Genomic DNA, 25,702 nt, shown 5'->3' on the forward strand with positions numbered 1-25,702 from the left:
CCGGGGAGCCGGGACGGCTCCCCGCACCCTGCGCGTACGGGGGGCGTGGACCCGCCCCGCTCCCGGACGCGCCTGGTGGAGGCGGCTTGTAGCATGGTGAGCGCGGAGCCGGAAGGAGCACCATGAACGCTCGGGACGCATCCGGATCCCTGGACCGGGCGACGGAGGATTTCCTCGCGGCCCGTCCGCAGCTGTTCGGGATCGCGTACCGGGTGCTCGGCAGTGCCGCGGAGGCGGAGGACGTCCTCCAGGAGACGTGGGTGCGGTGGCAGAACACCGACCGCTCCGGCGTCAAGGAACCGGCCGCCTTCCTCACCACGATCACCGCGCGCCTGGCCATCAACGTGGCGCAGTCCGCGCGCGTGCGGCGCGAGTCGTACGTCGGACCGTGGCTGCCCGAGCCGGTCGACACCCGGCACGACCCCCAGCTGGGCGCGGAGCGCGCCGAGGCGCTGGAGATGGCGGTGCTGCTCCTGCTGGAGAAGCTGAACCCGGTGGAGCGGGCCGCGTACGTGCTGCGGGAGGCGTTCGACTACCCGTACAAGCAGGTCGCGGAGATCCTCGAGACGAGCGAGCCGAACACCCGGCAGCTGGTGAGCCGCGCCCGCAAGCATCTGTCGGCCGAGCGCAAGGAGCCGGTCAGTCCGGCCGACCACCGGCGGCTGCTGGAGGTGTTCCTGGCGGCGGCGCAGACCGGCGACATGCGGGTGCTGGAGAACGTGCTGGCCGCCGACGTGGTCAGCTACGCCGACGGCGGCGGCATCCGCGGCGCCTCGCGCATCCCGGTGGTCGGGCGCCCGCGCGTCTCGAAGTACCTGGCCGCGTTCGCGCCCCGCTTCTGGCCGCCGGCGGAGACCCGGTGGGTGGAGGCGAACGGCAGCCCCGCCGTCCTCGTCACGGCCGGCGGGAACCCGGTGGCGCTGCTGTCGGTCGACGCGTCCGAGGACGGCATCCACCGCATCATGTGGGTGATGAACCCGGAGAAGCTGTCGCCGTACGTGACGTCCCTGGCCGCCTGACGGGCCCGTCCCGGCGCCCGGGTCCGCGGCGGCATGTCACATCCGCGTGATCGTCGCGGTCTGGTGGGTGACCCGCAGGCCCCACCGAGAGGCAGCATCATGACCGGACGCACCGTGTCCGTCCGTGAGGACGGGCGGCAGGCCCGTACCGTCGCGGTCGGACCGCATCTGCTGACCGCGGACGAACCCGAACCGCTCGGCGCGGACACCGTACCCACCCCCGGGGAGCTGCTGCTGGCGGCGCTCGCCTCGTGCACGTCGATGGCGGTCCGGGCGTACGCGGCTCGGCAGGGCTGGGGGCTCGACCGTGTCGTCGTGGACGCGCGGTTCGGGCCGCGGGGGCAGATCGTCAAGCACGTCCGGCTGTCCGGCGAGCTCGACCCGACCCAGGTGGAGCGGCTGTTGAAGGTCGCCGGGCGCTGCCCGGTGCAGCGGCTGATCACGGGGAACGTGACGGTGACCACCGTGCCGACGGTGGTCACCACGGTGCGACGGGTCTCGGCACCCGCCCCGCTCCAGGAGTGAGGACCGGCCCGTATCCGTCCGCGCCCGGTCGCCCGCTCCGCGTGCGGGGCGCATGCTGGGAGATGTCCCCGCGGCGTCGAGGTGTCACAAGCCGTGCGGCCGTCCGGTCGTAGTCGATGAGTCACCTCGACGATCGGAGCAATCGTGGCTGCCACCGAACAACGCCTTTCCACCACGGTGCTGGTCATCGGCACCGGCGGGGCCGGCCTGCGGGCGTCCGTCGAACTGGCCGAGGCCGGTGTCGACGTCCTCGCCGTCGGCAAGCGCCCCAAGGACGACGCCCACACCTCCCTCGCCGCCGGCGGCATCAACGCGGCCCTGGCCACGATGGACCCCGAGGACAGCTGGCAGCAGCACGCGGCGGACACGCTCAAGGAGAGCTACCTGCTGGGCGACCCCCGCACCACCGAGATCGTCACCCGGGGCGCCGCCCGGGGCATCGACGACCTGGAGCGGTACGGGATGGCCTTCGCGCGGGAGCAGGACGGCCGTATCTCGCAGCGCTTCTTCGGCGCGCACAAGTACCGCCGCACCGCTTTCGCCGGCGACTACACGGGCCTGGAGATCCAGCGCACCCTCGTCCGGCGCGCGGAACAGCTGCGGATACCGGTGCTGGAGGGCGTGTACATCACGCGGATCCTCACCCATGAGGGCGCGGTGTTCGGGGCGTACGGCTTCGATCTGAGGGACGGCACGCGCTACCGGGTGCACGCGGACGCGGTGATCCTGGCGGCGGGCGGGCACACGCGGATCTGGCGGCGCACTTCGTCGCGGCGGGACGAGAACACCGGGGACTCCTTCCGGCTCGCCGTGGAGGCGGGGGCGCGGCTGCGCGACCCGGAGCTGGTGCAGTTCCATCCGTCCGGGATCATCGAGCCGGAGAACGCGGCAGGCACGCTGGTCAGCGAGGCCGCGCGCGGCGAGGGCGGCATCCTGCGCAACGCGCTCGGCGAGCGGTACATGAGCCGCTACGACCCCGAGCGCATGGAACTCTCCACCCGGGACCGGGTCGCCCTGGCCTCCTACACGGAGATCAAGGAGGGCCGCGGCACGGAGAAGGGCGGGGTGTGGCTGGACGTCTCCCACCTGCCCAGGCAGACCGTCATGAGCCGGCTCCCCAGGGTGTACCAGACGCTGCTGGACCTGCAGATGCTGGACATCACCCGGGACCCGATCGAGGTGGCGCCCACGGCGCACTACTCGATGGGCGGGGTGTGGGTGCGCCCCGAGGACCACAGCACCGACGTGCGCGGCCTGTACGCGATCGGTGAGGCGTCCAGCGGTCTGCACGGCGCCAACCGGCTCGGCGGCAACAGCCTCATCGAGCTGCTGGTCTACGGCCGTATCACCGGACGGGCGGCCGCCGCGTACTCCGAGTCGCTGACCGCGCAGCCCCGTTCGGCCGCGGCGGTCGCCGAGGCGCGGGCGGAGGTGGACGAGCTGCTCGCGGCGGACGGCCCGGAGAACGTCCGCGCCCTGCAGCGCGCCGTCCGCAACACGATGACGGAGCACGCGGGCGTCGTCCGTGACGAGGAGGGGCTGCGCACCGGGCTGGCCGAACTCGCCGTGATCGAGAAGCGGATGGAGGACGTCGGGGTCCACCCGGACATCGCCGGCTTCCAGGATCTCGCCCACGCCTTCGACCTCAAGGCGGCGGTGCTGGCCGCGCGGGCCACGCTCGAGGCGGCGCTGGAGCGGCGGGAGACGCGTGGCTGTCACAACCGCAGCGACTACCCGGACATGAAGGAAGAACTGCGGGTCAACCTCGTGTGGTCGCCGGCGACCGGCATCACCCGGGAGAGCATCCCGCCGGTTCCCGAGGAGATCGCCTCCTTGATGGAGGAGGTGCCGACGGACGGCAAGTTGCAGGAGTGAACGCGCGGACGCACGCACGTACCCGCACCCATCCAACCCACTCTGTGAAGGGAATCAGTCATGAAGGTCGTAGTGATCGGCGGCACCGGGCTCATCGGCTCCAAGGTCGTCACCCAGCTCCGGGCCGAGGGCCACGAGGCGGTGCCGGCCGCGCCCAACACCGGCGTCAACACCCTGACCGGTGAAGGCCTGGCCGAGGTCCTGGACGGCGCGTCGGTCGTCGTCGACGTGTCGAACTCGCCGTCGTTCGCGGACGACGCCGTCATGGAGTTCTTCCGCACGTCCACCACCAACCTGCTCAAGGCGGAGTCGGACGCCGGTGTGGCCCACCATGTCGCCCTGTCCGTGGTCGGGACGGACCGGCTCCAGGAGAGCGGCTACTTCCGCGCCAAGCAGGCGCAGGAGGACCTGATCAGGGACTCGGGCCTGCCGTACTCCATCGTGCACGCCACGCAGTTCTACGAGTTCATGAAGGGACTCGCGGACCTGTCGACGGTCGACGGCACGGTGCGGGTGCCCCCGGCGAAGTTCCAGCCGATGGCCTCGGACGACGTGGCCGCGGCGGTGTGCCGCGCGGCGGTCGCCCCGCCTCTCGACGGCATGGTCGAGGTCGGCGGCCCCGAGGCCCTCTTCCTGGCCGACCCCCTCCGCACGGCGCTGTCCGCCGCGGGCGACCCGCGGGAGATCGTGACGGACCCCGAGGCGGGCTACTCCGGCGCCCCGGTGGACGAGTCCACCCTGCTCCCGGGCCCGGACGCGGAACTGTCGACGACGAGCTACGCGGACTGGCTGGCGGCACAGCAGCGGTGACACCAGCCGGGACATGGCCCTCGCCTGCGGGCGGGGGCCACGGGCGTGCCCTGCGCTTCGAACGGCGATGCAGCTCACGATCGAGACATCCGGGGCGCCCAGCTGGGACGTGGACCATCCGAAGGCGCATCTCGGCGAGGGGTTCACGGAGTTCACCACCCTGCTGCACATCGGCCGCGAGACATCGACCGCGAGACTGCTGACGTCGGTCGCACAGGGCGACGGCCCGGACGGGTGAGGGACCACCCGTCCGGGCCGTGCAGTGCGGTGCAGTGTGTGCTGCGCGTGCTGTGTGGCTCAGCCGAAGTCCACGTCGCTGCACATCAGGTAGGCCTGGTCCAGGTGCGAGGCCTGCCAGATGGTGAAGACGATGTGGTGCCCGGAGTAGCCGGAGGTCTGCACCGGGAACGTGATGTCGTTCGCCGGGGCGAAGCTGCCGGTCTGGGTGATGAAGTCCAGGTCGTCCCAGCCGAGGGCCTCGGTCTTCGGGTCGAAGCCCTGCTTGCTCACGTAGACCTTGAAGTAGTCCGCGCCGTGCGACGCCTGGTCGTACAGGTGGACCGTGAAGTTGTCGTCGACGGGCGTCGTCTTCCACGGACCCGGGTTGTTCAGGCTCTCGAAGTTCGAGAGGTTGTTGCTGCAGAGCTTGCCGTTCGGGATGCGCGCCTCGAACTGGCCGCCGAGACCGTCCTGGAGCATGCTCATCCAGTTCCACATGGTGTTGGGGTTGGCCTGGTAGGCCTGCCAACACATGGGGTCCTCCTGCGCCATGGCGGGGTTCATGTGGTCGTTGCCCCACTCCTCCCAGCAGTGGTACGCGCGGGAGGCGGGACCGACGACGGAACCGTGCGCCTGGGCGGTGCCCGAGAACGTCAGCGCGCCGGCCACCACGGCGAACAGCATCAGGAACGCCTGGAAGAGACGGCGCCCGGTCGGCCGGGAAGTACCGGCGGATAAACGCGAGTTGTGCATGGGGGGATGACTCCAATCCTGTGGGTGAAACGTGATGGGAGCGCTCCCAAAGGTAGAAGGTAGGCGTGCAGGTTTCGTGGAGCGAACGAAACGGTTTCGGGTAGACGTTCGGCCGCATTCGACGGGTTAACGCGGCCGACATGAAGGACCCACATACTGTGCAGCCGCATCCTGCCTGATCAGGTCGCCGGTCGAGACGCGAGCAAGATCGAAATACCCGTCAATTCATCCCGGTAATTTCGGTTGCTGCGGCTTTGCGACGTCGAAATATTTCGACTGGGCGAACTAATCCGGCACGAGGCCCAATTCGTACGACGCATCGGCGAGCAGGATTTCGGTGACGCGTACGCCGGTGAGCCTTTCGGCCAGGGCGAGCATCGCCGGTTTCCGGTGGATCTCCGGGGCGCTGTCGTCATGCTCTCCCACCGGGGTCAGAGGGAAGCCGACGTCCCGCAGCAGGGGGATCAGGTCGTCGGGCGTGGATCCCTCGCGCCACCTGGGGTGCTCGAACGCCGTCCGGAGCTCACCGTCCTCGAACCAGTGGAACAGGTCGACGGGCTTGCCTCCGTTCCTCGAGTGGGCCACGACCCTGCCGCCCCTCGAGAGCCCTTCCGCGCACGCCTTCGAGAGGCCCAGCCCCCAGTCGAAGCCGAGGACGAGCGTCCAGTCGTCGGATTCCCCCCGCACACCGAAGGCGCCCGCGACGTAGGACTCGTCCCAGTCGTCGTCCCTCTCATGCGCGTTGTTCGCCTCGATCAGCCCGGCCAGCCCCTCCCCCGTGCCGCACGGTTCCGCCCCCATCGCGTCGAGCACCTCGCGCGGGGTCGACCCCGCACCAGCGTGAGGGCGTATCCCCACTCCGTCATGAGGGCGAAGAGCGGCGAGGTGCGGATCCAGGCGTAGTCGTGCGCGGTCACCGAGGTCATACGGCGCAGTGTGCCGGACTCCTCCGACAACGGTGCCCGGCGCACGGCGTGCGGTGCCGCCGGCCCAGGGGTGGGTCGGCGGCACCGCGGGTGGAGCGGTCCGTTACTGCCTCGCCGAGGAGACCGCCGCCATCACCACCCGCGCGACCTCCTTCGGATGCGAGACGCCGACCGCGTGCGACGCCTCCAGCTCCGTCACCTCCGCACCGGCGCGCTTCGCCATGTGACTCTGCGCGGCCGCGGGGATGTTGAGGTCCTCCGTGGCGACCACGGCCCAGGACGGCAGCGTCCGCCAGCCCGGCTCGGACGCCGGCTCCTCCAGTGCCGCTCCGGTCACCGGACGCTGGGCGACGGCCATCAGCTGGGCCACGCCCTCCGGCACGTCCGCCGCGAACTGGTGCGGGAACTTCGCCTGGTCGATGGTGAACTCCATGCCCGGCGAACCGTCCGGCAGCGTGACCGGGGTCGGCCGCAGCGCCTCGCCGAGGCTGCTGCCCGGGAAGCGCGCCGCCAGGTCGAGCGCGCTCTCGCCCTTGTCGGGGATGAACGCGGCGACGTACACCAGCGCCCGCACGTTGTCCGCACCCACCGCCGCGGTGGTGATGACGGACCCGCCGTAGGAGTGGCCGACCAGGACGACCGGCCCTTCGATGCCGGCGAGCACTTCACGGACGTACGCGGCGTCGCCGCTCAGGCCGCGCAGCGGGTTCGCGGCGGCCACCACGGGGTGGCCCTCGCGCCGCAGTTCGCGCGCCACGTCGTTCCAACTGGTCGAGTCGGCGAAGGCGCCGTGGACGAGGACCACGGTGGGCTCGGGAGAGCGGGAACGATGGAACATGGCCGGTCCTTTCGTCGGAAGGCGGTACCGCCGGGTGGCGGAACGTCGTCGCCTTTCGCCCCGATGACCGGGCCACGGACTCATATGTGACAAACAGGACAGACTGAGCGCCGTGTCACAGACGGCCCGGCTGCCCGGTCTCTCGCATGTGAACCGCGTCGACGACGGCTCCCCGCTCGCGGACCTGCTCGACGAGCGGCGGCACCTGGTCGCCCTCGCCCACCGCATGCTCGGCAGCGCCGACGACGCCGAGAGCGCCGTCGACGAGTGCTACCGGCGGTGGTACGCGCTGTCCGACCGCGAGCGGAAGCGCATTCCCGTACCCCTGACCTGGCTGGCCGCAGGCGTCGGCCGAATCTGCCGGGCCCGGTGCACTCTGCCCCACCCGGAGGGAGCCGCCGGTGCCGTGCGCCCCACCGTTCCCGACGTGATCGTGGCCCGGCCCCGCGTCGCGGAACCCACGACCCTCCGGCAGCACGACGCCGTGGTGCACGCCGTACGCCGCGCCCTCGTGGCGGCGGACGCGGACCTGCTCCTCCCCCTGCTGGCCCCCGACGCCACCGCCTTCTTCGACGGCGGCGGGAAGATCCGGACGCTCGTCGCGCCCGTGCACGGGCGCGACCGGGTCGCCCGCGGTCTCCTGCGCCTGCTCGACCGCAGCCCGCACACCACCCTCGCCGCCCATTCCGTCAACGGGCGCACGGGACTAGTCGTCCGCCACGGCAGGCGGGTGGTCGCCGTCCTCAGTCTGGACGTCTCCGGCGCCGAGGCCGTAGGGGTGTGGGCCGTCGTCAACCCCGACAAACTCCGCGCCTGGAACGCCGGGCGGCACCCGTGACGGCATGCGCCCCCGCCTCACCGGCCGCGGGTGTTACGCCGGACCTCCCACCGGTGTCTCCATGCCGCAGTCCGACACCACGAGTGGAGACATCATGAGCCAGAACACCAAGAACACCGAGAACACTGAGAACACTGAGAACACCGAGGTCGTCGTCCTGGGCGGCGGCTACGGCGGCGTGAAGGCCGCCAACCGGCTGGCGCGCCGGGCGGGCGTGTCGGTGACGCTGGTCAACCCGCGGCCCGACTTCGTCGAGCGCATCCGCCTGCACCAGCTGGTGACCGGGTCCGACGACGCGGTGGAGGACTTCGGGGAGGTGCTGGGCGGGAACGTCCGCCTGGTGGTCGAGACCGCCACCCTGATCGCGCCCGCCGAGCGCCGGGTGCACCTGGCCGGCGGCTCCACCCTCGCCTACGACCACTTGGTCTACGCGGTGGGCAGCGGCGCCTCCGCCCCGGGCGTGCCCGGGGCCGCGGAGTTCGCGCACGCGGTGGCGGACCTCGACGGCGCGCGGCGGCTCCGGTCGGCGCTGGCCGATACGCCCGCGACCGCCCCGGTGATCGTGGTCGGGGCGGGCCTGACCGGTGTGGAGACTGCGGCCGAGCTGGCGGAGGCGGGACGCTGCGTCACCCTGGTCTGCGGCGGGGTGCTCGGCCCTTCCCTGCACGCCCGGGGCCGCCGTCCGGTCGCCCGCCGGCTCGCCGCGCTGGGCGTGAGGGTCCTCGAAGGTGCCGGGACGCGGGTGACGGAGGTGACCCGCGACGCCGTACGGCTCGCCGACGGCCGCGACGTGACCGGCGCGGTGACCGTCTGGACCGCGGGGTTCCGTGTGCCGGACCTGGCCGCGCGCAGCGGGCTGAGCACGGACGTCCACGGGCGGCTGGTCACGGACGCGACGCTGACCAGTGTGGACGACGACCGCATCGTCGCCGCGGGGGACGCCGGTGTGATCACCGGCCGGCCGTTCCGGATGAGCTGCCAGGCGGCCGTGCAGCTGGGCACGGGAGCCGCCGGCACCGTGCTGCGCCGGATCGCGGGGAAGCCCCCGGCGCCCGTCCGGCTGCTGTTCGCCGGGCAGTGCCTGAGCCTCGGCCGCCAGGAGGGCGTCACCCAGTTCTCGTACCTGGACGACCGGGTGAACGCGCTCCACCTCAGCGGCCGGCCCGCCGCAGGCGTCAAGGAGATCGCCTGCCGGTCCACCCTCCGCCAACTGGTGTCCGGGGCGCGCAAGGCCGGTTCCCGGGCGGTCCGGGACGACGGCTCCGACCCCCGCCGGAACGTCCCGGCCTGACCGTCACGGCCTCCCTCACGGGGCCGGCCACGAGAAAGCGGCACACCCGACATGAACGACCACACCCCCGATCCCGCGACCGAGGCCTTCCTCAGCCACCGGAACCTGCTGTTCACCGTCGCCTACGAGATGCTCGGCTCCGCCGCGGACGCCGAGGACGTCCTCCAGGAGACCTGGCTGCGGTGGACGGACGTCGACCTGGCACAGGTGCGGGACCGGCGCGCCTACCTGGTGCGGATCACCACCCGCCAGGCGCTCAACCGGCTCCGCACGCTGAAGCGCCGCAAGGAGACCTACGTGGGCCCCTGGCTGCCCGAACCCCTGCTCACCGCGCCGGACGTGGCGGAGGACGCCGAACTCGCCGAGAGCCTGTCACTGGCGCTCCTGTACGTCCTGGAAACCCTGTCCCCCACGGAACGCGCCGTCTTCGTCCTGCACGAGGTCTTCGACTTCGACTACGACATGATCGCCGCCGCCCTCGGCAAGACGCCCGCCGCGGCACGCCAGACGGCCTACCGGGCCCGGAGGGCCGTCGACGCCCGCCGCCCCCGCACGCCGGTGTCCGCGCAGGAGACGAGGGCGGCCCTGGATTCGTTCCGGTCCGCGCTGGAGACCGGCGACCTGCAGGGGCTGCTCGACGTGCTGGCTCCCGACGTCGTCTTCGTCAGCGACGGCGGCGGTCTCAGGCTGGCGGCCCTGCGGCCGGTCGTCGGCGCGGACAAGGTGCTCCGCTACATGGCCGGCAGCCTCGGCAAGGCGGGCGGCACCCTCACCGGCGAGGCCACCACGGTCAACGGCAACCCGGGGCTCGTCCTGCGCCTGGACGGCGGGATCGACGGCGTGCTGGCCGCGCGGGTGGAGGACCGCCGGGTCACGCGGATCTACTACGTCCGCAACCCCGAGAAGCTCACCCGCGTCGAGTCCGAGACCGTCCTCGCCGGACGGTGAGCGGCCTGCCCCGTGCGTGAAGGCGCCGGGCCGGCCCCCGTGGAGGGGCCGGCCCGGCGTCGACGACGTGGCCGGTCCCGGCCGCAAGGTCAGACCTTCTCCGCGACGCGCTCCTCCGCCGCGACGGGGGCGGGAGCCGCCGGCGCCGGTTCGTCGGGCGACGCGTTCAGCTCCTCGAGCATCGTCTTCGTGAAGCCGAACCAGTACGTCGCCACGAAGCCGGCCACATAGCCGACGAGCAGGCCGGCCGCGTAGACGGCGATCGTCCGGGCGAGGCCATGGTTGCCGTCGAGGAGGGGGAACAGCGCCCAGCCGGAGGGGCCGATCGCCGTGGAGCCGACGTCGGTGCCGAGCTGGTTGAACAGACCGACGAACGCGCCTCCGAAGGCGCCGCCTGCGCAGGCGGTGACGAAGGGGCGGCCCAGGGGCAGGGAGACGCCGTAGATCAGCGGCTCGCCGACACCGAGGAAGCCCGGCCACAGCGCGGACTTGATCGTCGTGCGGATCGAGGTGTTGCGGGGCAGCCGCAGGTAGATCGCGAGGGCCGCGCCGACCTGGCCGGCGCCCGCCATGGCGAGGATCGGCAGCAGCACGGTGAAGCCGGAGCCCTCGATCAGCGTGGTGTGGATGGGGATGAGCGCCTGGTGCAGGCCCAGCATGACCAGCGGGAGGAACAGGCCGCCGAGGAGGAAGCCGGCCCCGGCGCCGCCGTGGGCGAGCAGCCAGTCGGCGGCTTCGCCGATCCAGGTCGACACCTCACCGGCGAGGAACATCAGCCCGAACAGGGTCGCGAGGCCGGAGACCAGCACTGTGACGGTGGGCGTGACCAGCACGTCGACGGACTCCGGGACCCAGCGCCTGCACCGCTTCTCGACGTACACGCCGAGACAGGCCGCGGCGAGCGCGCCGAGCACGCCGCCCTGGCCGGGCGAGAGGTGCTGGCCGAACGCCTCGACGTCGGCCACCTTGGCGTACACGATGATCGACGCGACGGCGCCGCCGAGGATCGGGGTGCCGCCGAACTCCTTGGCCGTGTTGTAGCCGACGAAGACGGCGATCAGCGCCATGAAGCCGGAGGCGATGGCGGCCAGGGCCGGGGTGATGCCGGGCAGCCAGCCGAGGTTGACCAACAGGCCGTTGAGGCCGGCGATGATGCCGCAGCCGATGAGCGCGGGGATGAGCGGCACGAAGATGTTCGCGATGCGCCGCAGGAACAGCTTGAACGGGGTGGCGTTCTTCGCCTTCCGCTCCGCGCGGAGCGCCGCGCCCTGCGCCGCCAGCTCCTCGGCCGTCACCGGGTCGGCTCCGCCGGCGGGTGCGGCGGGGGCGGCCGGCTCCGCCGGGGCGTCGGCCCGTCCCTCCTCGACCAGGGCCTCGAACTCGGGGGTCACCCGGTTCACCGTGCCCGGGCCCAGCACGATCTGGTACGTGTCGTCCTCGACGACGCCCATGACCGCGGGCACCGCCTTGAGTGCCTCCTCCTGGACGAGGGACCGGTCGCGCAGGCCCAGCCGGAGCCGGGTCATGCAGTGGGCCACCGACGTCACGTTCGCCGCGCCCCCGACCAGGGGGAGGATGGCGGCAGCAGTGACGCGATGCTTGTTCTCTTCGCTCATGGTGCGGTCATGCCTTGCTGTGAGGTGGGGCAGGCCGGGTCAGGCGGCTGCGGCTTCCAGTGCCTTGCGCAGGTGCCCGTGGGCGTCCTGCAGCAGGCGGGCTGCGGTCGGGGCGTCCACGGACGCCAGGAGGGTGAGGATGGAGTTCTTGACCTCGCCGTCGTTGTCGGCGAGGGCGCTCTCGACGGACTCGTCGCGCGCGCCGGTGGCGAGGGAGACGATCCGGTGGGCGCGTGCCCTGAGCTTCTCGTTGGAGGCCCGGACGTCGACCATCAGGTTCCCGTAGGTCTTGCCCAGCTTGATCATGGTGATCGTCGAGATCATGTTGAGCACGAGCTTCTGCGCCGTGCCCGCCTTCAGCCGGGTGGAGCCCGTCAGGGTCTCGGGGCCGACCACGACCTCGATGCCGTGGTCGGCGGCCGCGGCCAGCGCGCTGTCCTCGTTGCAGGACAGGCCGACCGTGAGGGCGCCGAGGGCGCGGGCGTGCCGTACGGCCGCGACGGCGTACGGGGTGCGGCCCGAGGCGGAGATGCCGACCACCACGTCGTCCGCGGTGAGGGCCAGGGCGTCCAGGTCCGCGCGGGCGGCGTCCTCACGGTCCTCGGCGCCCTCCACGGCGCTGACGACGGCCGTGGGACCGCCCGCGATGAGGCCGACGACCTGCGCGGGGTCGGTGTTGAAGGTGGGCGGGCACTCGGAGGCGTCGAGGATGCCGAGCCGGCCGGCCGTGCCCGCGCCGGCGTAGACGAGCCGGCCGCCGCGGGCCATCCGCTCGGCGACGCCGTCGATCGCGGCGGCGATCTGCGGCAGCCGGGCGGCGACGGCCGTGGTGACGGTGGCGTCCTCCGCGTTCATGAAGCGGGCGATGTCGAGGGTGGGCAGGCGGTCGATGTCCGCCAGCTCGGGGCGGTGGGCCTCCGTGGTCATGGTGGCCAGTTGCTCACGCAACCGGCCGTTCTCCACGGCGTCTGCGGCGGGCACGGACGTCACTCTCCCAGGGTAGAAATTTACTTTCGGCCGATCACTTGAGTCTGAAAGATATTTTCAGCCATGGCGTGCGTCAAGGGTCGTCGTGCAAAGGTCCGATCACGACTTCGCCGCGGCAGGCGGCTCTCGCGGGCACACCTGCGGAATAGCTCATTCCTCCAATGTCGCCGCTACGCCGCCCACCGCTCCAAGCCGGAGCCGGTGACGTGCGTCACCTCATACCGGGCGGGCCCATGACCATGTAGAAGGGACCGGTGAACAGCACCGGAGACCCCACCGCAGAGCGCCCCGAGCGCGCCCGCCCCGCACCGCACAGCCTGACGGGGGTCGGTGTCGCCGTCCTCGACTCCGACGGCCGCGTCCTGCTCGGACTCGGCCACGACGGCCGCTGGGAGCTGCCGGGCGGCAAGGTGGACCCGGGCGAGGACTTCGAGACGGCGGCGGCTCGGGAGCTGGCGGAGGAGACCGGGCTGGTGGTGCCGGCCACGGCCGTGCGGGTGCTGGCGGTCGTGGTGGACGGTCTGCGCGGACTGACCCGGGTGACGGCCGCCGCGGTCGCCGAGGGCGCGGAGGGCACGCCCGCGGTGACGGAACCGGACAAGATCGTGCGCTGGGAGTGGTTCGCACGGGACGCGGTGCCGTCCGCACTGTTCGGCCCGTCGGCGTCGGTGCTGGACTGCGTGTGGCCGCAGGCGGCGCCGCGAGGGACGGCGGAAGCCCGCCACTACCCGGTCCGGCCGGCCGGTTGAGGACAACACCGTTCCCGCCACGCCGCGTTGAAGGGCGAGGCAGCGGGGCGGCGCTGCACTACGATGCAGACGTTGCCGCCTCCGGCCACGTGAAGCTCCGTCAACTACCCACCTGGACAGTGGGGTTGAGGTGACGACCGGGCGCAGGCGTGTGTTCCTTCCCCACACTCAGGAAAGAAGCGGATGCGGATCAAAGACGTGAGCTTCGCGCTCGTCGGTTCCACCCTGGTCGTCACACTGGCGGCGTCCCCCGCTCTCGCCGGCACCACCACGCCCTCGCTGCCGGCGCCCGACGTCGCCGCCGTGGCCGCGGTGCACCGGACGGCGCTGTCCCAGGGCGCGCCCGGCGCGCTGACCCGGATCGACGAGGGGCCGCGGAGCTACCACGTCGCCACCGGTGAGGCCGACACCGCAGTCCACATGCCGATGGACACCGGGCGGCGGTTCCGCGTGGGCAGCGTCAGTAAGACGTTCACCACGGTGGTGCTGCTGCAGCTCGTCGCCGAGGGCAAGGTCGACCTCGACGCGCCGGCCGGCCGCTACCTGCCCGAGCCGCTGCCCGACGAGCGCATCACGGTCCGTCATCTGCTCAGCCACCGCAGCGGGCTGTACGACTACACCAACGACATGTTCTACAACACCGTCCCCGGCTTCGAAGCGGTGCGGAACAAGGTCTTCAGCTACCAGGAGCTGATCGACCTGTCGACGGCGAAGCCGCTGAACAACGCGCCGGGCGCCGCGTACAGCTACTCCAACACCAACTTCGTCGCGCTGGGCGCGATCATCGAGCACGTGACGGGCACGCCCGTCGCCACGCACTACCAGCGGCGCATCTTCACGCCCCTGCGGCTGAAGAACACCTCGTACGTCCACCCTCGGACGACCATCTCCGGCACGTACGCGCGCGGTTACCTCCGTCAGGACGACACCACGCTGCCGCTGGTGGACTCCACCGAGCAGACCGTCTCCTGGGCGCAGTCCGCGGGCGCGGTCATCTCGAACGCCAGGGATCTCAACCGGTTCTTCTCCGCGCTGCTGGCGGGGAAGCTGCTGCCCGAGGAGCAGCTGCGGGAGATGACCACCATGGTCCCGGTCACCGCCGACGGCAAGCAGTCGTACGGGCTGGGGCTGCGCGGGCGGACGCTGTCCTGCGGCACCACGGTGTACGGGCACACCGGCACCGTGCAGGGCTACTACACGTACGCCTTCACCACGAGCGACGGCCGGCGCAGCATGGCGTCGCTGGCGAACACCTCCAACAACGGCACGGTGAACACCACGCTCGGCGCCACGCTGGACGCGTCCTTCTGCGGCACCGACCCGGCCGCCGCGGTGCGGCGGGCCGCCGCCTCGACGGAGCGGTTCACCGAGGACATCGCGCCGCAGATCGCCCGCGACTGATTGCCCGGATCCGTCACCGCGGGTCCCGGACGGGCGCCGTCCGGGACCCGCGGCCGTCAGTGACCGTGGCCGTCGTGCCGCAGGCGGTCCCGGGCCTCGGCGGCGATGACGGCGGCCTGGATGCGGCGCTCCACGCCGAGCTTGGCGAGCAGACGGGAGATGTGGTTCTTCACCGTCTTCTCCGCGAGGTAGAGCCGCCGGCCGATCTGGCGGTTGGTGAGCCCCTCACCGATCAGCTCGAGGATCTCCCGCTCCCGCTCGGTGAGACCGGGCAGGACGTCCTGCTCCTCCTGCTCCTTCTGCGGGCCGCCACGCAATCGCTCCATCACCTTGGTGGTGGCGCCCGGGTCGAGCAGCGACTGGCCGCGCGCGACCGTGCGGACGGCCTCCACCAGGTCCGAGCCACGGATCTGCTTGAGGACGTAGCCGGACGCGCCCGCCATGATCGAGTCCAGCAGGGCCTCCTCGTCGTCGAACGAGGTGAGCATCAGACACGCGAGGTCCGGCATCCGGGAGCGCAGTTCACGGCACACGGTCACGCCGTCGCCGTCGGGCAGCCGGACGTCGAGGACCGCGACGCGCGGGCGCAGGGCGGGGACGCGCACCAGTGCCTGCTCGACGGTGGCGGCCTCGCCGACCACCGTGATGTCCGGCTCGTCGTCCAGCAGGTCGTGCACCCCGCGCCGGACCACCTCGTGGTCGTCCAGAAGGAAGACACGGATCGGCCCCTCGTCGGGGCCGGGCTGCTCGACGTCCGCCATCGCAGTGCTCCTTGCTGTGCACGGGAGTGTTCCACCAGGATCCTCACTCGGCCAGGGCCGGACGGCCAGGGCCGTTCGGCCCTGATCACCCGGCCGCTCCAGCGCGCCTGCGCCTCCGCAGGCCTTTCCGGCCGGCTTCACCCCGGTGCGGCGACCGGGGCGCCTCCCCGAGGGGACGTCCGGCTGCCGCCGCGCGAGGCCGCTCAGGCGCCGGAGCACGCGTCTCGGCCGGCGGCCGACATCGCCTGGCGTCCGGTCGCGCGGTACACACCCGCAGGCCCGCCGTCGGTGCCGACGCCCCCGGCCGGCCCCGGCGCCGGACGGGCACGCCCCCGACGACCGACGCCCGACGCGGGGCACGCCCACTACCAGGCGCGGAGAGAAACACCCCCGCCGGCGAGCTGCCCGCCGGGGCTGCACCTGCCGGCTGGTGCGGCCACGCCCCGGCCGGCCCCCGGCGCCAGACACGACGGCACACGCCGACTCCCCCGGCGCCGGGTCACAACCCACTCCGGCGCGGAGTGACACACCCCCGCCGGCCAACTTCCCGCCGTGGCCGGCCCCCGTCGCCAGACACGACGGCACACGCCGACTCCCCCGGCGCGGGGCACGCCCACTGCACGGCGGGGTGGCGGCCCCTCACAGCCATCCCCTCCGCGCCGCCTGCCAGGCGAGTTGCATGCGGGTCGTCGCGCCCGCCAGTTCCATCAGGCGCTGGATGCGGCGCTGGACCGTGCGGCGGCTGAGGCCCATCTGAGTGGCCACCGCCTTGTCCGCGACGCCGGCGACCAGGAGGGCGAGGAGGCGGCGGTCGGTGGCGCCGAGCGGGTCGGGGGGCCCGGCCGCGTCCGTGCCCGCGACGGCGCCCGTGTCGTCGACGTCGAGCGGGACCGCGTCCTCCCAGTACCGCTCGAAGAGCGCGACCAGCGCGGCCAGCAGGTTGCTGTCACGGACCAGCGCGGAGGTGGGTTCCTCGGGGCTTCCGTCGGGGCCGCCCGGCACCAGCGGGCAGATCGCGATGGCGCGGTCCGCGACCGCGAGGCGCAGCGGGAGATGCGGCACGGCGCGGGCCATCTCGCCCGCCCTGACACCCTCGACAACGTTATCGACGGCGCCTTCGTCGTCGAAGAACGCCTTCTCGTACAGCACCCGGTAGCGCACGCCCCGGGCCAGCGCGTCGAACTCGGCGCGGTTGCTGCCGGACGGCATGGCCACGTACTGCGCCTTGCAGAACCACAGCATCTCGTCCCGGGCGCCGTCCTGGATCTGGCGCAGGTGCTGGCGCAGCGCCTCCGCGCCGGTGATGACCTCGATGAGCTGGCCGAGGTCCTGGCGGCGCAGGGTCTCGCGGTAGGACTCCAGCAGCGCGGTCGCCTCGGCGCGGGCCAGGTCGAGCGCGTCGGCGCGGCGCTTGAGGCGGGGCAGCAGGGCCACGTCGGGCGGGGTGGGGCGATACTGACGGGGCAGTCCGTCGCTCTGGCTGACCAGGTTCTTCGCGGCAAGCGCGTCCAGTACGTGCCGAATGTGCTCGGGCTCGAGACCGGCCCGGTCGGCGACCTCGCGGGCGGTGCCCCGGCCCATCGTCACCAGCAGGCGGTAGACGGTCTCCTCGGTACCGGTGACCCCGGCGGCCTCCAGCGTCACGGCGCCCTCCCCAGCACGTCGGTATTCAAACGCCTGAACGGTTGAATACCGTACAACAGTCGGCGGGGGAGCGGGCGACCGTGCCCCGCTCCCCCGGCGCCCTGCTCAGCCGCGGTGCCCGTAGGCCCGGGTCACGGTCTGCCGGACCGAGGCGCCGGACGCGTCCCGCGCGGTGACGCGCAGGGTGACGTGGGCGTCACCGCGGACGCCGGCCGGCCGGGTGACGGTGGCCGTGAAGGTGTTGCCCTTCCCGGCGCGCACCGGTGCCTCGGCGAAGTGCCGGCCGTCGTCGTAGGAGACCTCGACCGTGGTGCGCACCCCGCGCGGCGCGGCGAGCCCGTCCTGGTGGCGGACCGCCAGGCGGAGGGTGTGGGTGCGGCCGGGTCCGACGGTGTTGCGCAGGTCGGCCGGTACCTCGGGGTCGACCTGGAGCAGCGGCAGGCGTGCCTCGCCGGTGACGGTGCCGGACGGGAACGTCCAGGTCGTGTCGGTCGCCGTGGCGTACGCCCACTCCGCGGAGTCCCGGGTGGTGCGCAGGCGCAGCCGGTACTCGGCGTCGCCGCCGGGCACCTCTACGTCGCGCCAGGCGTCGGCGAGGTCGGCCACCTTCCGGCCGTCGCGGTACAGCTGCGCCTCTGCCGTCTCCGGCCCCGGCGCCCGTACGCCGATGCCCGAGTCGCCGCCGGGCGTGAGCCGGGACCAGTGGCCGGGTGCCGAGTCGGTGAACTCGGGGATCCGCAGGCGCAGTACGTTGCCCTCGCGGACGCTGGCGGGCACGCCCTCACGCGGGATGCCGGGCCGGACGACGGCGCCCTGCCAGCGCTCACGGACCTGCTCACCGGCCCGGTAGGTGCGGGGCGTGTCCCTGAGCCCGGTCTCCAGCGGCGCGTCGACACCGTTGACCGTCCGGTGGTTCACGATGTGCTCCCACACGGTGGTGCCGGAGCTGACGTACTCGGTGCGGGTGAACGCGGTGGGCACGTGGCGGGTGTACTGGAGCCAGGTGAACTCCTGGTACGGACGGTGGGCGAACCGCTGCTCGGCGGCCCACTCCACACCGCCGTTGTCCGGGTACTCGGACCGCACGACGGCGCTGTTGCGCTCCGACACCGTGTGCACCACGCGGTCCGGGATGCGTCCCTCGCTGACCTGCATGACGTCGTACAGGTAAGGGCTGCGGGCGGTGCCGCCGAAGGCGACGGTGGTGGTGCGCCGGGCGACGCGCTCCAGCAGGCCGGCGCCCTCGTCGGAACCGACGCGCACCACGGGTACCTTCCAGCGGTCGCCGTGGGGCGTCCAGCGGGTCCAGCCGCTGGGGGCGAAGTTGACGACCAGCACCGCGCTGACCCCGGCCGCGGCGGCACGTTCGGCGAGCTGCGGCCCCGCGATGCCCTGTTCGTCGGTGACGACGGCGAGCCGGCCGCGCGCCCCGCGGAAGTCGGGTGCGTCCGCGTTGCCCGCGTCCACCGCCCGGAGCCGCTCCCCCCGCTGGTCGAACAGGGGAGACCCGGGCATGTAGTAGGCGTCGAGGTCGTCGCCGCCGGCCACGCCGGCTTCGAGCAGCGGGGCGACCAGCTGCCAGCGGGACGCGAACTCGAAGGTGCCGTCGGTGACTTCGGGTGTGGGGCTGACGTAGAGCGCGACGGCGCTGTCGAAGTACATCGTGCCGTCGATCCAGGCGTGCCCGTCGATCTTCCGGTACGTCTGGTAGCTGAGGACGCCGCTCTGCTCGGCGGGCTCGGGTGTGCGGATCTCGACCTTCACCGTCCTGCGCGGGTCGACCACGACGGTGGTGTCCTTGGTGACCTTGATCTCGGGCAGGACGACCTGGCGGAGCACCTCTCCCCCGTCCGTCCGCTCGATGCCGCCGGAGGTGAGCTGGTAGGTGCCCTCCTCGACCTCGGCGACGGCGTTCTCCCGGTCGGTGTAGTCGACGAAACCCTCGGCGCCCCAGATCATGGGCAGGTTGTCGACGCGGTTGCCGTCGTTGTCGTAGGAGACGACCTTGAGCCGGTGCACGGGCCCGCGTACGACCAGGCTGACCGTGGTGTGCACGGCGACCGAGCCGTCGGCGGACGTGGCCGTCACATGGCCGTAGTAGGCGCCCCGTTCCGCGCGGGCCGGGTCGACGGTGAGCGGCAGGTCGGCGGTGCCGCCGGCCGGGACGGTGACGGTCCGCGCGGAGGGCGTCAGCACCCCGTCGGCGACCTCACGGCCGCCGCTGGTGGCGAGCGCGGTCCGCACGTCGAGGGTGACGTCCCGGCCGGAGACGTTGGTGTAGCGGACGGTGCGCGTGCGGGTGCCGGTGTCGTCGGCGGTGTACCGGCCGAGGGAGAGGCCGGCGGTGGCGAGGACCGGGGTGCGGCTCGCCGCGGCGACGTCGATGCGGCCGCCGCCCTGTTCCGTGACCTGCTGCCCCTCGATCAGGCGGGCGGTGCTGGTCAGGGCGTCCTTGAGGCGGCTCGCGGTCCAGTCGGGGTGCTGCTGCGCGAGCAGCGCGGCGGCGCCCGCCACATGCGGGGCGGCCATGGACGTGCCGGAGGCGGCCACGTGCGAGGCGTCGACGATCTGACCCATCGTCGTACCGGCGGCGCGCGCGGCGACGATGCCGACGCCGGGCGCGGTCACGTCGGGCTTGACGGCGTCGTCACCGGCCCGGGGGCCGCGGCTGGAGAAGTCCGCGAGGGAGTCGTCGCGGTCCACCGCGCCGACCGTGAGGGCGGCGTCCGCGGCCGCGGGGGAACCGATGGTGCCCTGGCCCGGACCTGCGTTGCCCGCGGCGACGACGAACAACGCGCCGGAGGAGGCGGAGAGTTCGTTCAGGGCGCGGCTCATCGGGTCGGTGCCGTCGCTCGGGACGTCGGATCCCAGCGACATGTTGACCACGTCGGCGCCGCGTGCGACGGCCCACTCCATGCCGTCGATGACCTGCGACTCGGTGCCGAAGCCGTCGTCACCGAGGACCTTGCCGATCAGCAGGTCCGCGCCGGGCGCCACGCCCTTGCGGTCGCCGCCGGAGGCCGCGCCGGAACCGCCGACGATCGAGGCGACATGGGTGCCGTGCCCGAAGGCGTCGCCGGTGCCGGAGCTGCCGGAGAAGTCCTCGGCCTCGCTGATGCGCCCGGCCAGGTCGGGGTGGGAGGCGTCGGCGCCCGTGTCCAGCACGGCGACCTTGACGTCCTCGCCCCGGTGGCCGTTCTTCCAGACCTCCGGGGCGCCGATCTGCGCGGTGCTGCGGTCCAGCGCCGCCCGCACCCGGCCGTCCAGCCAGACCCGGGGCACTGCGGCGGCGCGGTTGGCGCCGCCGGCGGCGGGGGCGAGGCGCTTCCAGAAGGTGCCGAGGTCGTCGGCGGGGACACGGACGGCGTCGGCGTCGATGGTCTCCAGGCGGCGGACCCCCGAGCCCTCTTCGGCCAGGGCGGTGAGGCGGCGCAGCGAGGCGTCCGGCACGCCCGCGCCGTCGGCGACGATCAGCGGCAGGGCGTCGGTGTGCTCCTCGTCGTAGCCCTGCGCGATGAGCGCGGTCACGTCGAACAGGCCGCGGTCCAGGCGTCCCGCGGTGACGAGTCCGGCCGCGTCGGACGGCAGGACGGTGAGGTGGCCGTCCTCCTCGACGGTGCGGAAGAGGAGGTGGCGCCGGCCCTCCCCCGGTGTCACCGAGGCGGTGCGGCGGCCGTTCACGTCCGTGCGGACGGTGACCCGGTCACCGGTGATCAGGCGCACGGTGGCGCCGCCGTCGGCCGCCGGTGCGTCGGCCCGTGCCGGGGCGGTGGGCCCGCCCGGTCCTGCCGCGACCGGTGTCACGGCGCCCGCGGACAGGGTCAGCCCTGCCGCGACGGCCGCCGCGATACGTATTCGTCGTCTCACTCCAGTGCCCTTCGTCGGACGCGTCCTGCGACACGTCGCGTCGTCCTGCTGTTCACGCGGCCCGCGGTGCCGTCGGTGCTGCACAGGTTCGGTCGCCGGTGCGGGCCGTGTCACCGTTTCGCCGTGGCACAGGTGGGACATGTCGCAACGGCGACACCGGAGGCCTCACCTGCGCGGCAGCACGGGTGAGACGCCGGGAGGTGCGCAGGCGGAGCGCTCGCCGACGGCCGTGTGAACGTCTCGTAAGGGTTGTCAAGTGCCACAGGCATCAGGCGTGTTGCCCCCGGAGGGCTGATACGATCAACGGACTTTCAGCAGGCTGGCGACGCGTCATGAACGCGTACGGGGGACAGTCTCTAAGGCCCCATCGCATAGGAGTTGAGGCTTTGTCCCGCCGTGGGTCCGCGCTGCTCGACGGCCCGGACCGGATGTCCGCGTGCGCCGGCATTCTCGTGCTCCCGACGCGATGCGACTTGAAGAGAGTCTCATGACGTCATTGATCAAGGATCCGCTGTTGTGGATCCTGCTGTTGGTGCTCGCCGCTGCGGTCCTCGCAGTGCTGCGGGCCCGGAGAACCAATCTGGCGCTCCGAAGAACGAGGAAGGATCTGGAGGCGGGCCTGGGCCAGGCCCAGGGACGGATCGGGCAACTGGAAGCCCACATCGACACGCTGGGCACCCGGCACCGGGGTGAGCTGGCCGATGTGCGGGCGGACGCCGAGTCGGCGACCAAGGCCGTGCTCAAGTCGGCCATGGGCACGCTCCAGTCGCTCGCCGAGGAGCAGCAACTGCTCCTGGACCAACTGCTGAAGAAGTACGGCAACGACAGCGAGGTGCTGGCCGACCTGATGTCGGTCGACCACACCGGCAGCCAGTTCAGCCGCCGGGCCAAGGGCATCTCGGTGCTGTGCGGCGGCTGGCTGGGCCGCCGCGACGGTGCGGCGACCGTCTACGACGTCGCCCGCAGCGCCCAGGGCCGTATCAAGGACTTCAACCGGGTCGCCATCCACGCACAGGCCAGCGTGGCCGTGGTCGGCAAGGCGGTCGAGCCGGTGGCCGTGGTGCTGGCGGAGCTGCTGGACAACGCCACCACCTACAGCGCTCCGGGCACACCGGTGGAGGTCAACATCCAGGCCGTGCCCACGGGTGTGGTCTTCATCGTCGACGACGCCGGTCTCGGCATGGACCAGGAGACGAAGGACCGTGCGGCAACCCTCCTCTCCGCGGACGGCCCGGTCGACATCACCGGTCTCGGCGACCCGCCCCGGTTCGGCTTCGCGGTGTGCGGCATGCTCGCGAACCGCTACGGCTTCCACGTCTCCGTCGGCTCGGTCTCCCCGTACGGCGGTGTGCGCGCGGTGATCCGGGTGCCGGAGAGCCTCCTCTCGGCCGACGTGATCGCGCCCGCCGAGCCGGAGCAGGAGCCTGCCGACGAGGTGCGGGAGGACACTCCGCAGCGCCTGGCGCCGGTGCCCGTGGGCCCGTCGCGCGTGGTGGGCACGACGTCCGGCGGGCTGCCCAAGCGGCGGCGCCGTCAGGGCCCCATCGCGGTGGTGCCGCCCCCGCGGGAGACGGCCGCCATCGACGAGGAGACCTCCGAGTCGTCCGGCGAGGTCACCGCGTCGCGCCTGGGGGCGTTCGCACGCGGCACCCAGCTCGGACGGACCACGAACACCACGGAAGGACCTGACCACCAGTGAAGACCGACCTGTCGTGGGTGCTGAACGACGTGCTCGAGGTGCGCGGCGCCCGCCACGCCATCCTCGTCTCGGGCGACGGCCTGCTGCTCCAGCGTTCGGACGACATCTCGCGCGACGACGCGGAGACCAACGCGGCCGCGATGAGCTCCATGCAGTCGCTGAGCCGGGCGGTCGCCGGCTTCGTCGGCGCCGGGCACGGCATCTGGAAGCAGACGCTGCTGGAGTACGACGGCGGCTGGATCTTCCTCATCGCGGCCGGGCAGGGCTCCTACCTCGCGGTCTCGGCGGCGGTGGACGTCGACATGGAGGCCGTGTCGTTCCGCATGCAGAAGACGGTGACCGCGCTGAACAAGGCCATGAGCGTGGCACCCCGCTCCGACAACGGTGTCGGCTGATGACGGGTCCCGGCGAGGAATCACCCGTCACCAGTGACTTCGTCCGCTCCTACGTCATCACAGGCGGCCGGAGCCTGCCGTCCTCGGACGAACTGGCGCTGCACACCCTCGTCACGCTGGCCCCCGACCGGACGCTGCCGCTCGGGGCCGGCCCCGAGGTGAGGGCGATCTGGGAGCTGTGCTCGGGTGGCTACCTGTCGGTCGCCGAGGTGGCCGGCCACCTCGGCCTTCCGGTCGGGGTGGCCCGGCTGCTGCTCACCGATTTATCGGAACAGGGGCACCTGCTCCGCCGGGCCGAGCCGCCCCGGGCCCAGAACGTTGACAGAGCGACCCTCGAGAAGGTTCTGAATGGACTCCAATCCCTCATCGGCTGAGACGGCCCAGAAGTCCATCTACGTCTCCAGCGCGGTGACCAACGCCGCAAAGATCCTCGTCGTCGGGCACTTCGCCGTGGGCAAGACGACCTTCATCGGCTCGCTCTCGGAGATCACGCCGCTGCGCACCGAGGAGAAGATGACCCAGGCGTCGGCGCACGTCGACGACCTCAGGGGCGTCACCGGCAAAACCACCACCACGGTCGCCCTGGACTTCGGCCGTCTCACCCTCAGCGACGACCTGGTGCTGTACCTGTTCGGCACGCCGGGACAGCAGCGGTTCATGCAGCTGTGGGAGGACATGGCGCGCGGGGCGCTGGGGGCGCTGCTGCTGGTCGACCCGACGCGGCTGGAGGAAACCTTCCCGGTCATCGACCTCATCGAGGGTTACGGCCTGGAGTACGCCATCGCCGTGAACTGCTTCGACTCCGCCCCCGTGTACGAGGAGTCGGAGGTGCGTGAGGCGCTCGACCTGCTGCCGGACACCCCGGTCGTCCACTGCGACGCCCGGGACCAGCAGTCGTCCGCGAAGGCGCTGATCGCGCTGGTGCGGCACCTGCTCGACCGCACTTCCTGACCTCCTCTCGTCCGCCCGGTCCGGGGGCGGGAGGGCCTCGGCCTTCCCGCCCCCGGCTCCCGGTCACCGGTTCCCGGTCATCAATCCACGGTCCCCGGGCCACGGTTGTTTCACTAAGGAAGACTTCATGGAAGCTCATTCCCCGTCCGCGTCGGGTGCGGGCAGATGCCCCATGCACGACGCCGGTTTCGCCACCGATCCGCACCAGGTCTACGACCGGCTGCGGGAGCACGCCCCGGCCGGTCCGGTGGAGCTCGCCCCCGGGGTGGACGCCACGCTGGTCGTCGGGCACGAGATGGCGCTGCGGGTGCTGCAGAACACGGAGCTGTTCGCCCGTGACGCCCGCCGCTGGAAGGACCTCAACGAGGGCCGTGTCGCCCTGGACAGTCCGGTGCTGCCGATGATGGCGTACCGGCCGAGCTGTCTGTTCACCGACGGCGCGGTGCACCTGCGGCTGCGCAAGGCCGTGGTCGACAGTCTGGCGCGGCTGAACACCACACGGATCCGGCGTGACGTGGAGCCGATCGCCGACTACCTGATCGACCGGTTCAGCGAGCTGGGCCGGGCCGATCTGCTGGGCGACTACGCCAAGCTGCTGCCGCTGCTGCTGTTCAACAAGCTGTTCGGCTGCCCGGCGGACATCGGCGACACCGTCACGGCGGCCGTGTCGGCGATCTTCGACGGCAAGGACGCGGTGCGCGCCAACGAGGAACTGACCGCGTCCCTGATGGAGTTGATCGCGCTCAAGCGCCGCAGGCCGGACGACGACGTCACCTCGTGGCTGATCCAGCACCCCGCCGGGCTGACCGACGAGGAACTCAAGGACCAGCTGGTGCTGTTGATGGGCGCCGGCATCGAGCCGGAGCGCAACCTCATCGGCAGTTCGCTGATGCTGCTGCTGTCCGGGGCGGGTGTCCGGGAGAGCGGCATGCTGATCGAGGAGGCGATGGACCACGTGCTGTGGAACCAGACGCCGATCGCCAACTACGCCACGCACTACCCGGTGCGGGACGTGGACCTGGGCGGCCATGTGGCCGAGGCGAACACCCCGGTGGTCATCTCCTTCGCGGGCGCCAACGCGGACCCGGCGTTGGAGGAGGCCCGCCGCGCCCACAGCAAGGGCGCCCACCTGGCGTGGGGCGCGGGTCCGCACGCCTGCCCGGCGAAGGACCCGGCGCAGGTGATCGCGACCACCGCGATCGAGCGGCTGCTCAACGCGCTGCCCGATCTGCAGTTCGCGGTGCCGGAGAAGGAACTGGAGTGGCGGCCCGGGCCCTTCCACCGCGCCCTGGTGTCCCTGCCCGTGACGTTCAGCCCCACACCGGCCACGCGCACGGCCACCGCCATGCGCGAGCGGGTCGCCGCGATGCCCGAGGCGGAGCGGCCGGTGTCCGTCCCGTCGTCCCAGTCGGCCCGTCAGGCTCCGACGCGCAGGAAGGGGTTCTGGAGCAGCTTCCTGGACGTCTTCCGCGTCTGACACAACCACGGGTGACGGAACGGCAGTTGGCAAGGTCTCGGCATGTGACAGGTGCAACACTCAACGACACATGACTTCCATAGTCGGAAGGGTAGGTTCCGGCGGTAACGGTA

22 protein-coding genes and 1 pseudogene are annotated in these 25,702 nt (G+C 72.3%); 15 read left to right on the forward strand and 8 right to left on the reverse strand.

From position 1 onward, the window contains the following. Positions 1-122 precede the first annotated feature (122 nt). The 5 genes from ACF1AG_RS15675 (at position 123) to ACF1AG_RS15695 (ending at position 4,467) form a co-directional block, all read left to right on the forward strand. On the forward strand, positions 123-1,019 hold the full coding sequence (locus ACF1AG_RS15675) for an RNA polymerase sigma-70 factor (protein WP_359604867.1): 897 nt from the start codon (positions 123-125) through the stop codon (positions 1,017-1,019). A 99-nt stretch (positions 1,020-1,118) separates the two neighbouring features. After that, positions 1,119-1,544, forward strand: a complete 426-nt coding sequence (locus ACF1AG_RS15680) for an OsmC family protein (RefSeq protein WP_391809870.1) — start codon at positions 1,119-1,121, stop codon at positions 1,542-1,544. 144 nt (positions 1,545-1,688) lie between these two features. After that, the gene (locus ACF1AG_RS15685; protein ID WP_391809871.1) at positions 1,689-3,419 is read left to right on the forward strand and encodes an L-aspartate oxidase; all 1,731 of its coding nucleotides are present in this window, start codon (positions 1,689-1,691) and stop codon (positions 3,417-3,419) included. Between the two features lie 60 nt (positions 3,420-3,479). After that, positions 3,480-4,229: an SDR family oxidoreductase gene (locus ACF1AG_RS15690; protein WP_359604862.1), complete on the forward strand. Its 750-nt coding sequence runs from the start codon at positions 3,480-3,482 to the stop codon at positions 4,227-4,229. A 67-nt stretch (positions 4,230-4,296) separates the two neighbouring features. Further along, positions 4,297-4,467, forward strand: coding sequence for a hypothetical protein (locus tag ACF1AG_RS15695; protein WP_391809872.1), 171 nt, complete (start codon positions 4,297-4,299; stop codon positions 4,465-4,467). 59 nt (positions 4,468-4,526) lie between these two features. Here the strand turns inward: ACF1AG_RS15695 and ACF1AG_RS15700 are convergent, their stop codons facing one another. The 3 genes and pseudogenes from ACF1AG_RS15700 to ACF1AG_RS15710 all read right to left on the reverse strand — a co-directional run bounded on the left by ACF1AG_RS15700 (position 4,527) and on the right by ACF1AG_RS15710 (position 6,965). Beyond that, positions 4,527-5,132, reverse strand: a complete 606-nt coding sequence (locus tag ACF1AG_RS15700; RefSeq protein WP_359604882.1) for a lytic polysaccharide monooxygenase — start codon at positions 5,130-5,132, stop codon at positions 4,527-4,529. A gap of 354 nt (positions 5,133-5,486) precedes the next feature. After that, positions 5,487-6,127, reverse strand: a pseudogene (locus tag ACF1AG_RS15705) (DUF6461 domain-containing protein). A 103-nt stretch (positions 6,128-6,230) separates the two neighbouring features. Then, positions 6,231-6,965, reverse strand: a complete 735-nt coding sequence (locus tag ACF1AG_RS15710) for an alpha/beta fold hydrolase (protein ID WP_391809873.1) — start codon at positions 6,963-6,965, stop codon at positions 6,231-6,233. A gap of 112 nt (positions 6,966-7,077) precedes the next feature. On the opposite strand from ACF1AG_RS15710, the gene ACF1AG_RS15715 reads away from it, so the two are divergent. From ACF1AG_RS15715 to ACF1AG_RS15725, 3 genes are all read left to right on the forward strand, one after another. Then, positions 7,078-7,803: an RNA polymerase subunit sigma gene (locus ACF1AG_RS15715; protein ID WP_391809874.1), complete on the forward strand. Its 726-nt coding sequence runs from the start codon at positions 7,078-7,080 to the stop codon at positions 7,801-7,803. Positions 7,804-7,897: 94 nt separating this feature from the next. Then, a complete protein-coding gene (locus ACF1AG_RS15720; RefSeq protein ID WP_391809875.1) occupies positions 7,898-9,094 on the forward strand; it encodes an NAD(P)/FAD-dependent oxidoreductase in 1,197 nt (398 codons plus the stop codon). Between the two features lie 51 nt (positions 9,095-9,145). Next, positions 9,146-10,042 (forward strand): RNA polymerase sigma-70 factor, encoded by an 897-nt coding sequence (locus ACF1AG_RS15725; protein WP_391809876.1) that lies wholly within the window; start codon positions 9,146-9,148, stop codon positions 10,040-10,042. 89 nt (positions 10,043-10,131) lie between these two features. Here the strand turns inward: ACF1AG_RS15725 and ACF1AG_RS15730 are convergent, their stop codons facing one another. Beyond that, positions 10,132-11,658, reverse strand: a complete 1,527-nt coding sequence (locus ACF1AG_RS15730) for a PTS transporter subunit EIIC (RefSeq protein WP_391809877.1) — start codon at positions 11,656-11,658, stop codon at positions 10,132-10,134. A gap of 39 nt (positions 11,659-11,697) precedes the next feature. Further along, positions 11,698-12,648, reverse strand: coding sequence for an N-acetylmuramic acid 6-phosphate etherase (gene murQ / locus ACF1AG_RS15735; RefSeq protein WP_391809878.1), 951 nt, complete (start codon positions 12,646-12,648; stop codon positions 11,698-11,700). A 251-nt stretch (positions 12,649-12,899) separates the two neighbouring features. Here murQ and ACF1AG_RS15740 point away from each other — a divergent pair, with 251 nt between their 5' ends. Both ACF1AG_RS15740 and ACF1AG_RS15745 read left to right on the forward strand, forming a co-directional pair. Next, positions 12,900-13,394 (forward strand): NUDIX domain-containing protein, encoded by a 495-nt coding sequence (locus tag ACF1AG_RS15740; protein ID WP_359746708.1) that lies wholly within the window; start codon positions 12,900-12,902, stop codon positions 13,392-13,394. Positions 13,395-13,577: 183 nt separating this feature from the next. Continuing rightward, positions 13,578-14,795: a serine hydrolase domain-containing protein gene (locus tag ACF1AG_RS15745; RefSeq protein ID WP_391809879.1), complete on the forward strand. Its 1,218-nt coding sequence runs from the start codon at positions 13,578-13,580 to the stop codon at positions 14,793-14,795. 56 nt (positions 14,796-14,851) lie between these two features. Here the strand turns inward: ACF1AG_RS15745 and ACF1AG_RS15750 are convergent, their stop codons facing one another. The 3 genes from ACF1AG_RS15750 to ACF1AG_RS15760 form a co-directional block, all read right to left on the reverse strand. Then, positions 14,852-15,556 (reverse strand): response regulator transcription factor, encoded by a 705-nt coding sequence (locus tag ACF1AG_RS15750; protein ID WP_359604536.1) that lies wholly within the window; start codon positions 15,554-15,556, stop codon positions 14,852-14,854. A gap of 639 nt (positions 15,557-16,195) precedes the next feature. Further along, positions 16,196-17,200, reverse strand: a complete 1,005-nt coding sequence (locus ACF1AG_RS15755; RefSeq protein ID WP_359604538.1) for a helix-turn-helix domain-containing protein — start codon at positions 17,198-17,200, stop codon at positions 16,196-16,198. Positions 17,201-17,305: 105 nt separating this feature from the next. Continuing rightward, positions 17,306-21,067, reverse strand: coding sequence for a S8 family serine peptidase (locus ACF1AG_RS15760; protein ID WP_391809880.1), 3,762 nt, complete (start codon positions 21,065-21,067; stop codon positions 17,306-17,308). 487 nt (positions 21,068-21,554) lie between these two features. Between ACF1AG_RS15760 and ACF1AG_RS15765 the strand changes: the two genes are divergently transcribed. The 5 genes from ACF1AG_RS15765 to ACF1AG_RS15785 all read left to right on the forward strand — a co-directional run bounded on the left by ACF1AG_RS15765 (position 21,555) and on the right by ACF1AG_RS15785 (position 25,589). Then, positions 21,555-22,766, forward strand: coding sequence for an ATP-binding protein (locus ACF1AG_RS15765; protein ID WP_359604541.1), 1,212 nt, complete (start codon positions 21,555-21,557; stop codon positions 22,764-22,766). Continuing rightward, positions 22,763-23,161, forward strand: coding sequence for a roadblock/LC7 domain-containing protein (locus ACF1AG_RS15770; protein ID WP_193458312.1), 399 nt, complete (start codon positions 22,763-22,765; stop codon positions 23,159-23,161). Before ACF1AG_RS15765 ends, ACF1AG_RS15770 begins: the two co-directional genes overlap by 4 nt. Next, on the forward strand, positions 23,161-23,535 hold the full coding sequence (locus tag ACF1AG_RS15775; protein ID WP_189899928.1) for a DUF742 domain-containing protein: 375 nt from the start codon (positions 23,161-23,163) through the stop codon (positions 23,533-23,535). Before ACF1AG_RS15770 ends, ACF1AG_RS15775 begins: the two co-directional genes overlap by 1 nt. Then, on the forward strand, positions 23,510-24,112 hold the full coding sequence (locus tag ACF1AG_RS15780; RefSeq protein WP_359746700.1) for an ATP/GTP-binding protein: 603 nt from the start codon (positions 23,510-23,512) through the stop codon (positions 24,110-24,112). The genes ACF1AG_RS15775 and ACF1AG_RS15780 overlap by 26 nt, the downstream gene beginning before the upstream one ends. A gap of 127 nt (positions 24,113-24,239) precedes the next feature. After that, on the forward strand, positions 24,240-25,589 hold the full coding sequence (locus ACF1AG_RS15785) for a cytochrome P450 (RefSeq protein WP_359604545.1): 1,350 nt from the start codon (positions 24,240-24,242) through the stop codon (positions 25,587-25,589). Positions 25,590-25,702 lie beyond the last annotated feature (113 nt).

The organism is Streptomyces sp. NPDC014764, assembly GCF_043082785.1.
GTDB lineage: Bacteria > Actinomycetota > Actinomycetes > Streptomycetales > Streptomycetaceae > Streptomyces > Streptomyces althioticus.

Coding starts and splice junctions, on each gene's coding strand:
- ACF1AG_RS15720 (WP_391809875.1), top strand. CDS start 7,898: ATGAGCCAGAACACCAAGAACACCGAGAACACTGAGAACACTGAGAAC.
- ACF1AG_RS15785 (WP_359604545.1), top strand. CDS start 24,240: ATGGAAGCTCATTCCCCGTCCGCGTCGGGTGCGGGCAGATGCCCCATG.
- ACF1AG_RS15765 (WP_359604541.1), top strand. CDS start 21,555: ATGACGTCATTGATCAAGGATCCGCTGTTGTGGATCCTGCTGTTGGTG.
- ACF1AG_RS15700 (WP_359604882.1), bottom strand. CDS start 5,132: ATGCTGTTCGCCGTGGTGGCCGGCGCGCTGACGTTCTCGGGCACCGCC.
- ACF1AG_RS15780 (WP_359746700.1), top strand. CDS start 23,510: ATGGACTCCAATCCCTCATCGGCTGAGACGGCCCAGAAGTCCATCTAC.
- ACF1AG_RS15725 (WP_391809876.1), top strand. CDS start 9,146: ATGAACGACCACACCCCCGATCCCGCGACCGAGGCCTTCCTCAGCCAC.
- ACF1AG_RS15710 (WP_391809873.1), bottom strand. CDS start 6,965: ATGTTCCATCGTTCCCGCTCTCCCGAGCCCACCGTGGTCCTCGTCCAC.
- ACF1AG_RS15695 (WP_391809872.1), top strand. CDS start 4,297: ATGCAGCTCACGATCGAGACATCCGGGGCGCCCAGCTGGGACGTGGAC.
- ACF1AG_RS15730 (WP_391809877.1), bottom strand. CDS start 11,658: ATGAGCGAAGAGAACAAGCATCGCGTCACTGCTGCCGCCATCCTCCCC.
- ACF1AG_RS15745 (WP_391809879.1), top strand. CDS start 13,578: ATGCGGATCAAAGACGTGAGCTTCGCGCTCGTCGGTTCCACCCTGGTC.
- ACF1AG_RS15675 (WP_359604867.1), top strand. CDS start 123: ATGAACGCTCGGGACGCATCCGGATCCCTGGACCGGGCGACGGAGGAT.
- ACF1AG_RS15690 (WP_359604862.1), top strand. CDS start 3,480: ATGAAGGTCGTAGTGATCGGCGGCACCGGGCTCATCGGCTCCAAGGTC.
- ACF1AG_RS15775 (WP_189899928.1), top strand. CDS start 23,161: ATGACGGGTCCCGGCGAGGAATCACCCGTCACCAGTGACTTCGTCCGC.
- ACF1AG_RS15680 (WP_391809870.1), top strand. CDS start 1,119: ATGACCGGACGCACCGTGTCCGTCCGTGAGGACGGGCGGCAGGCCCGT.
- ACF1AG_RS15750 (WP_359604536.1), bottom strand. CDS start 15,556: ATGGCGGACGTCGAGCAGCCCGGCCCCGACGAGGGGCCGATCCGTGTC.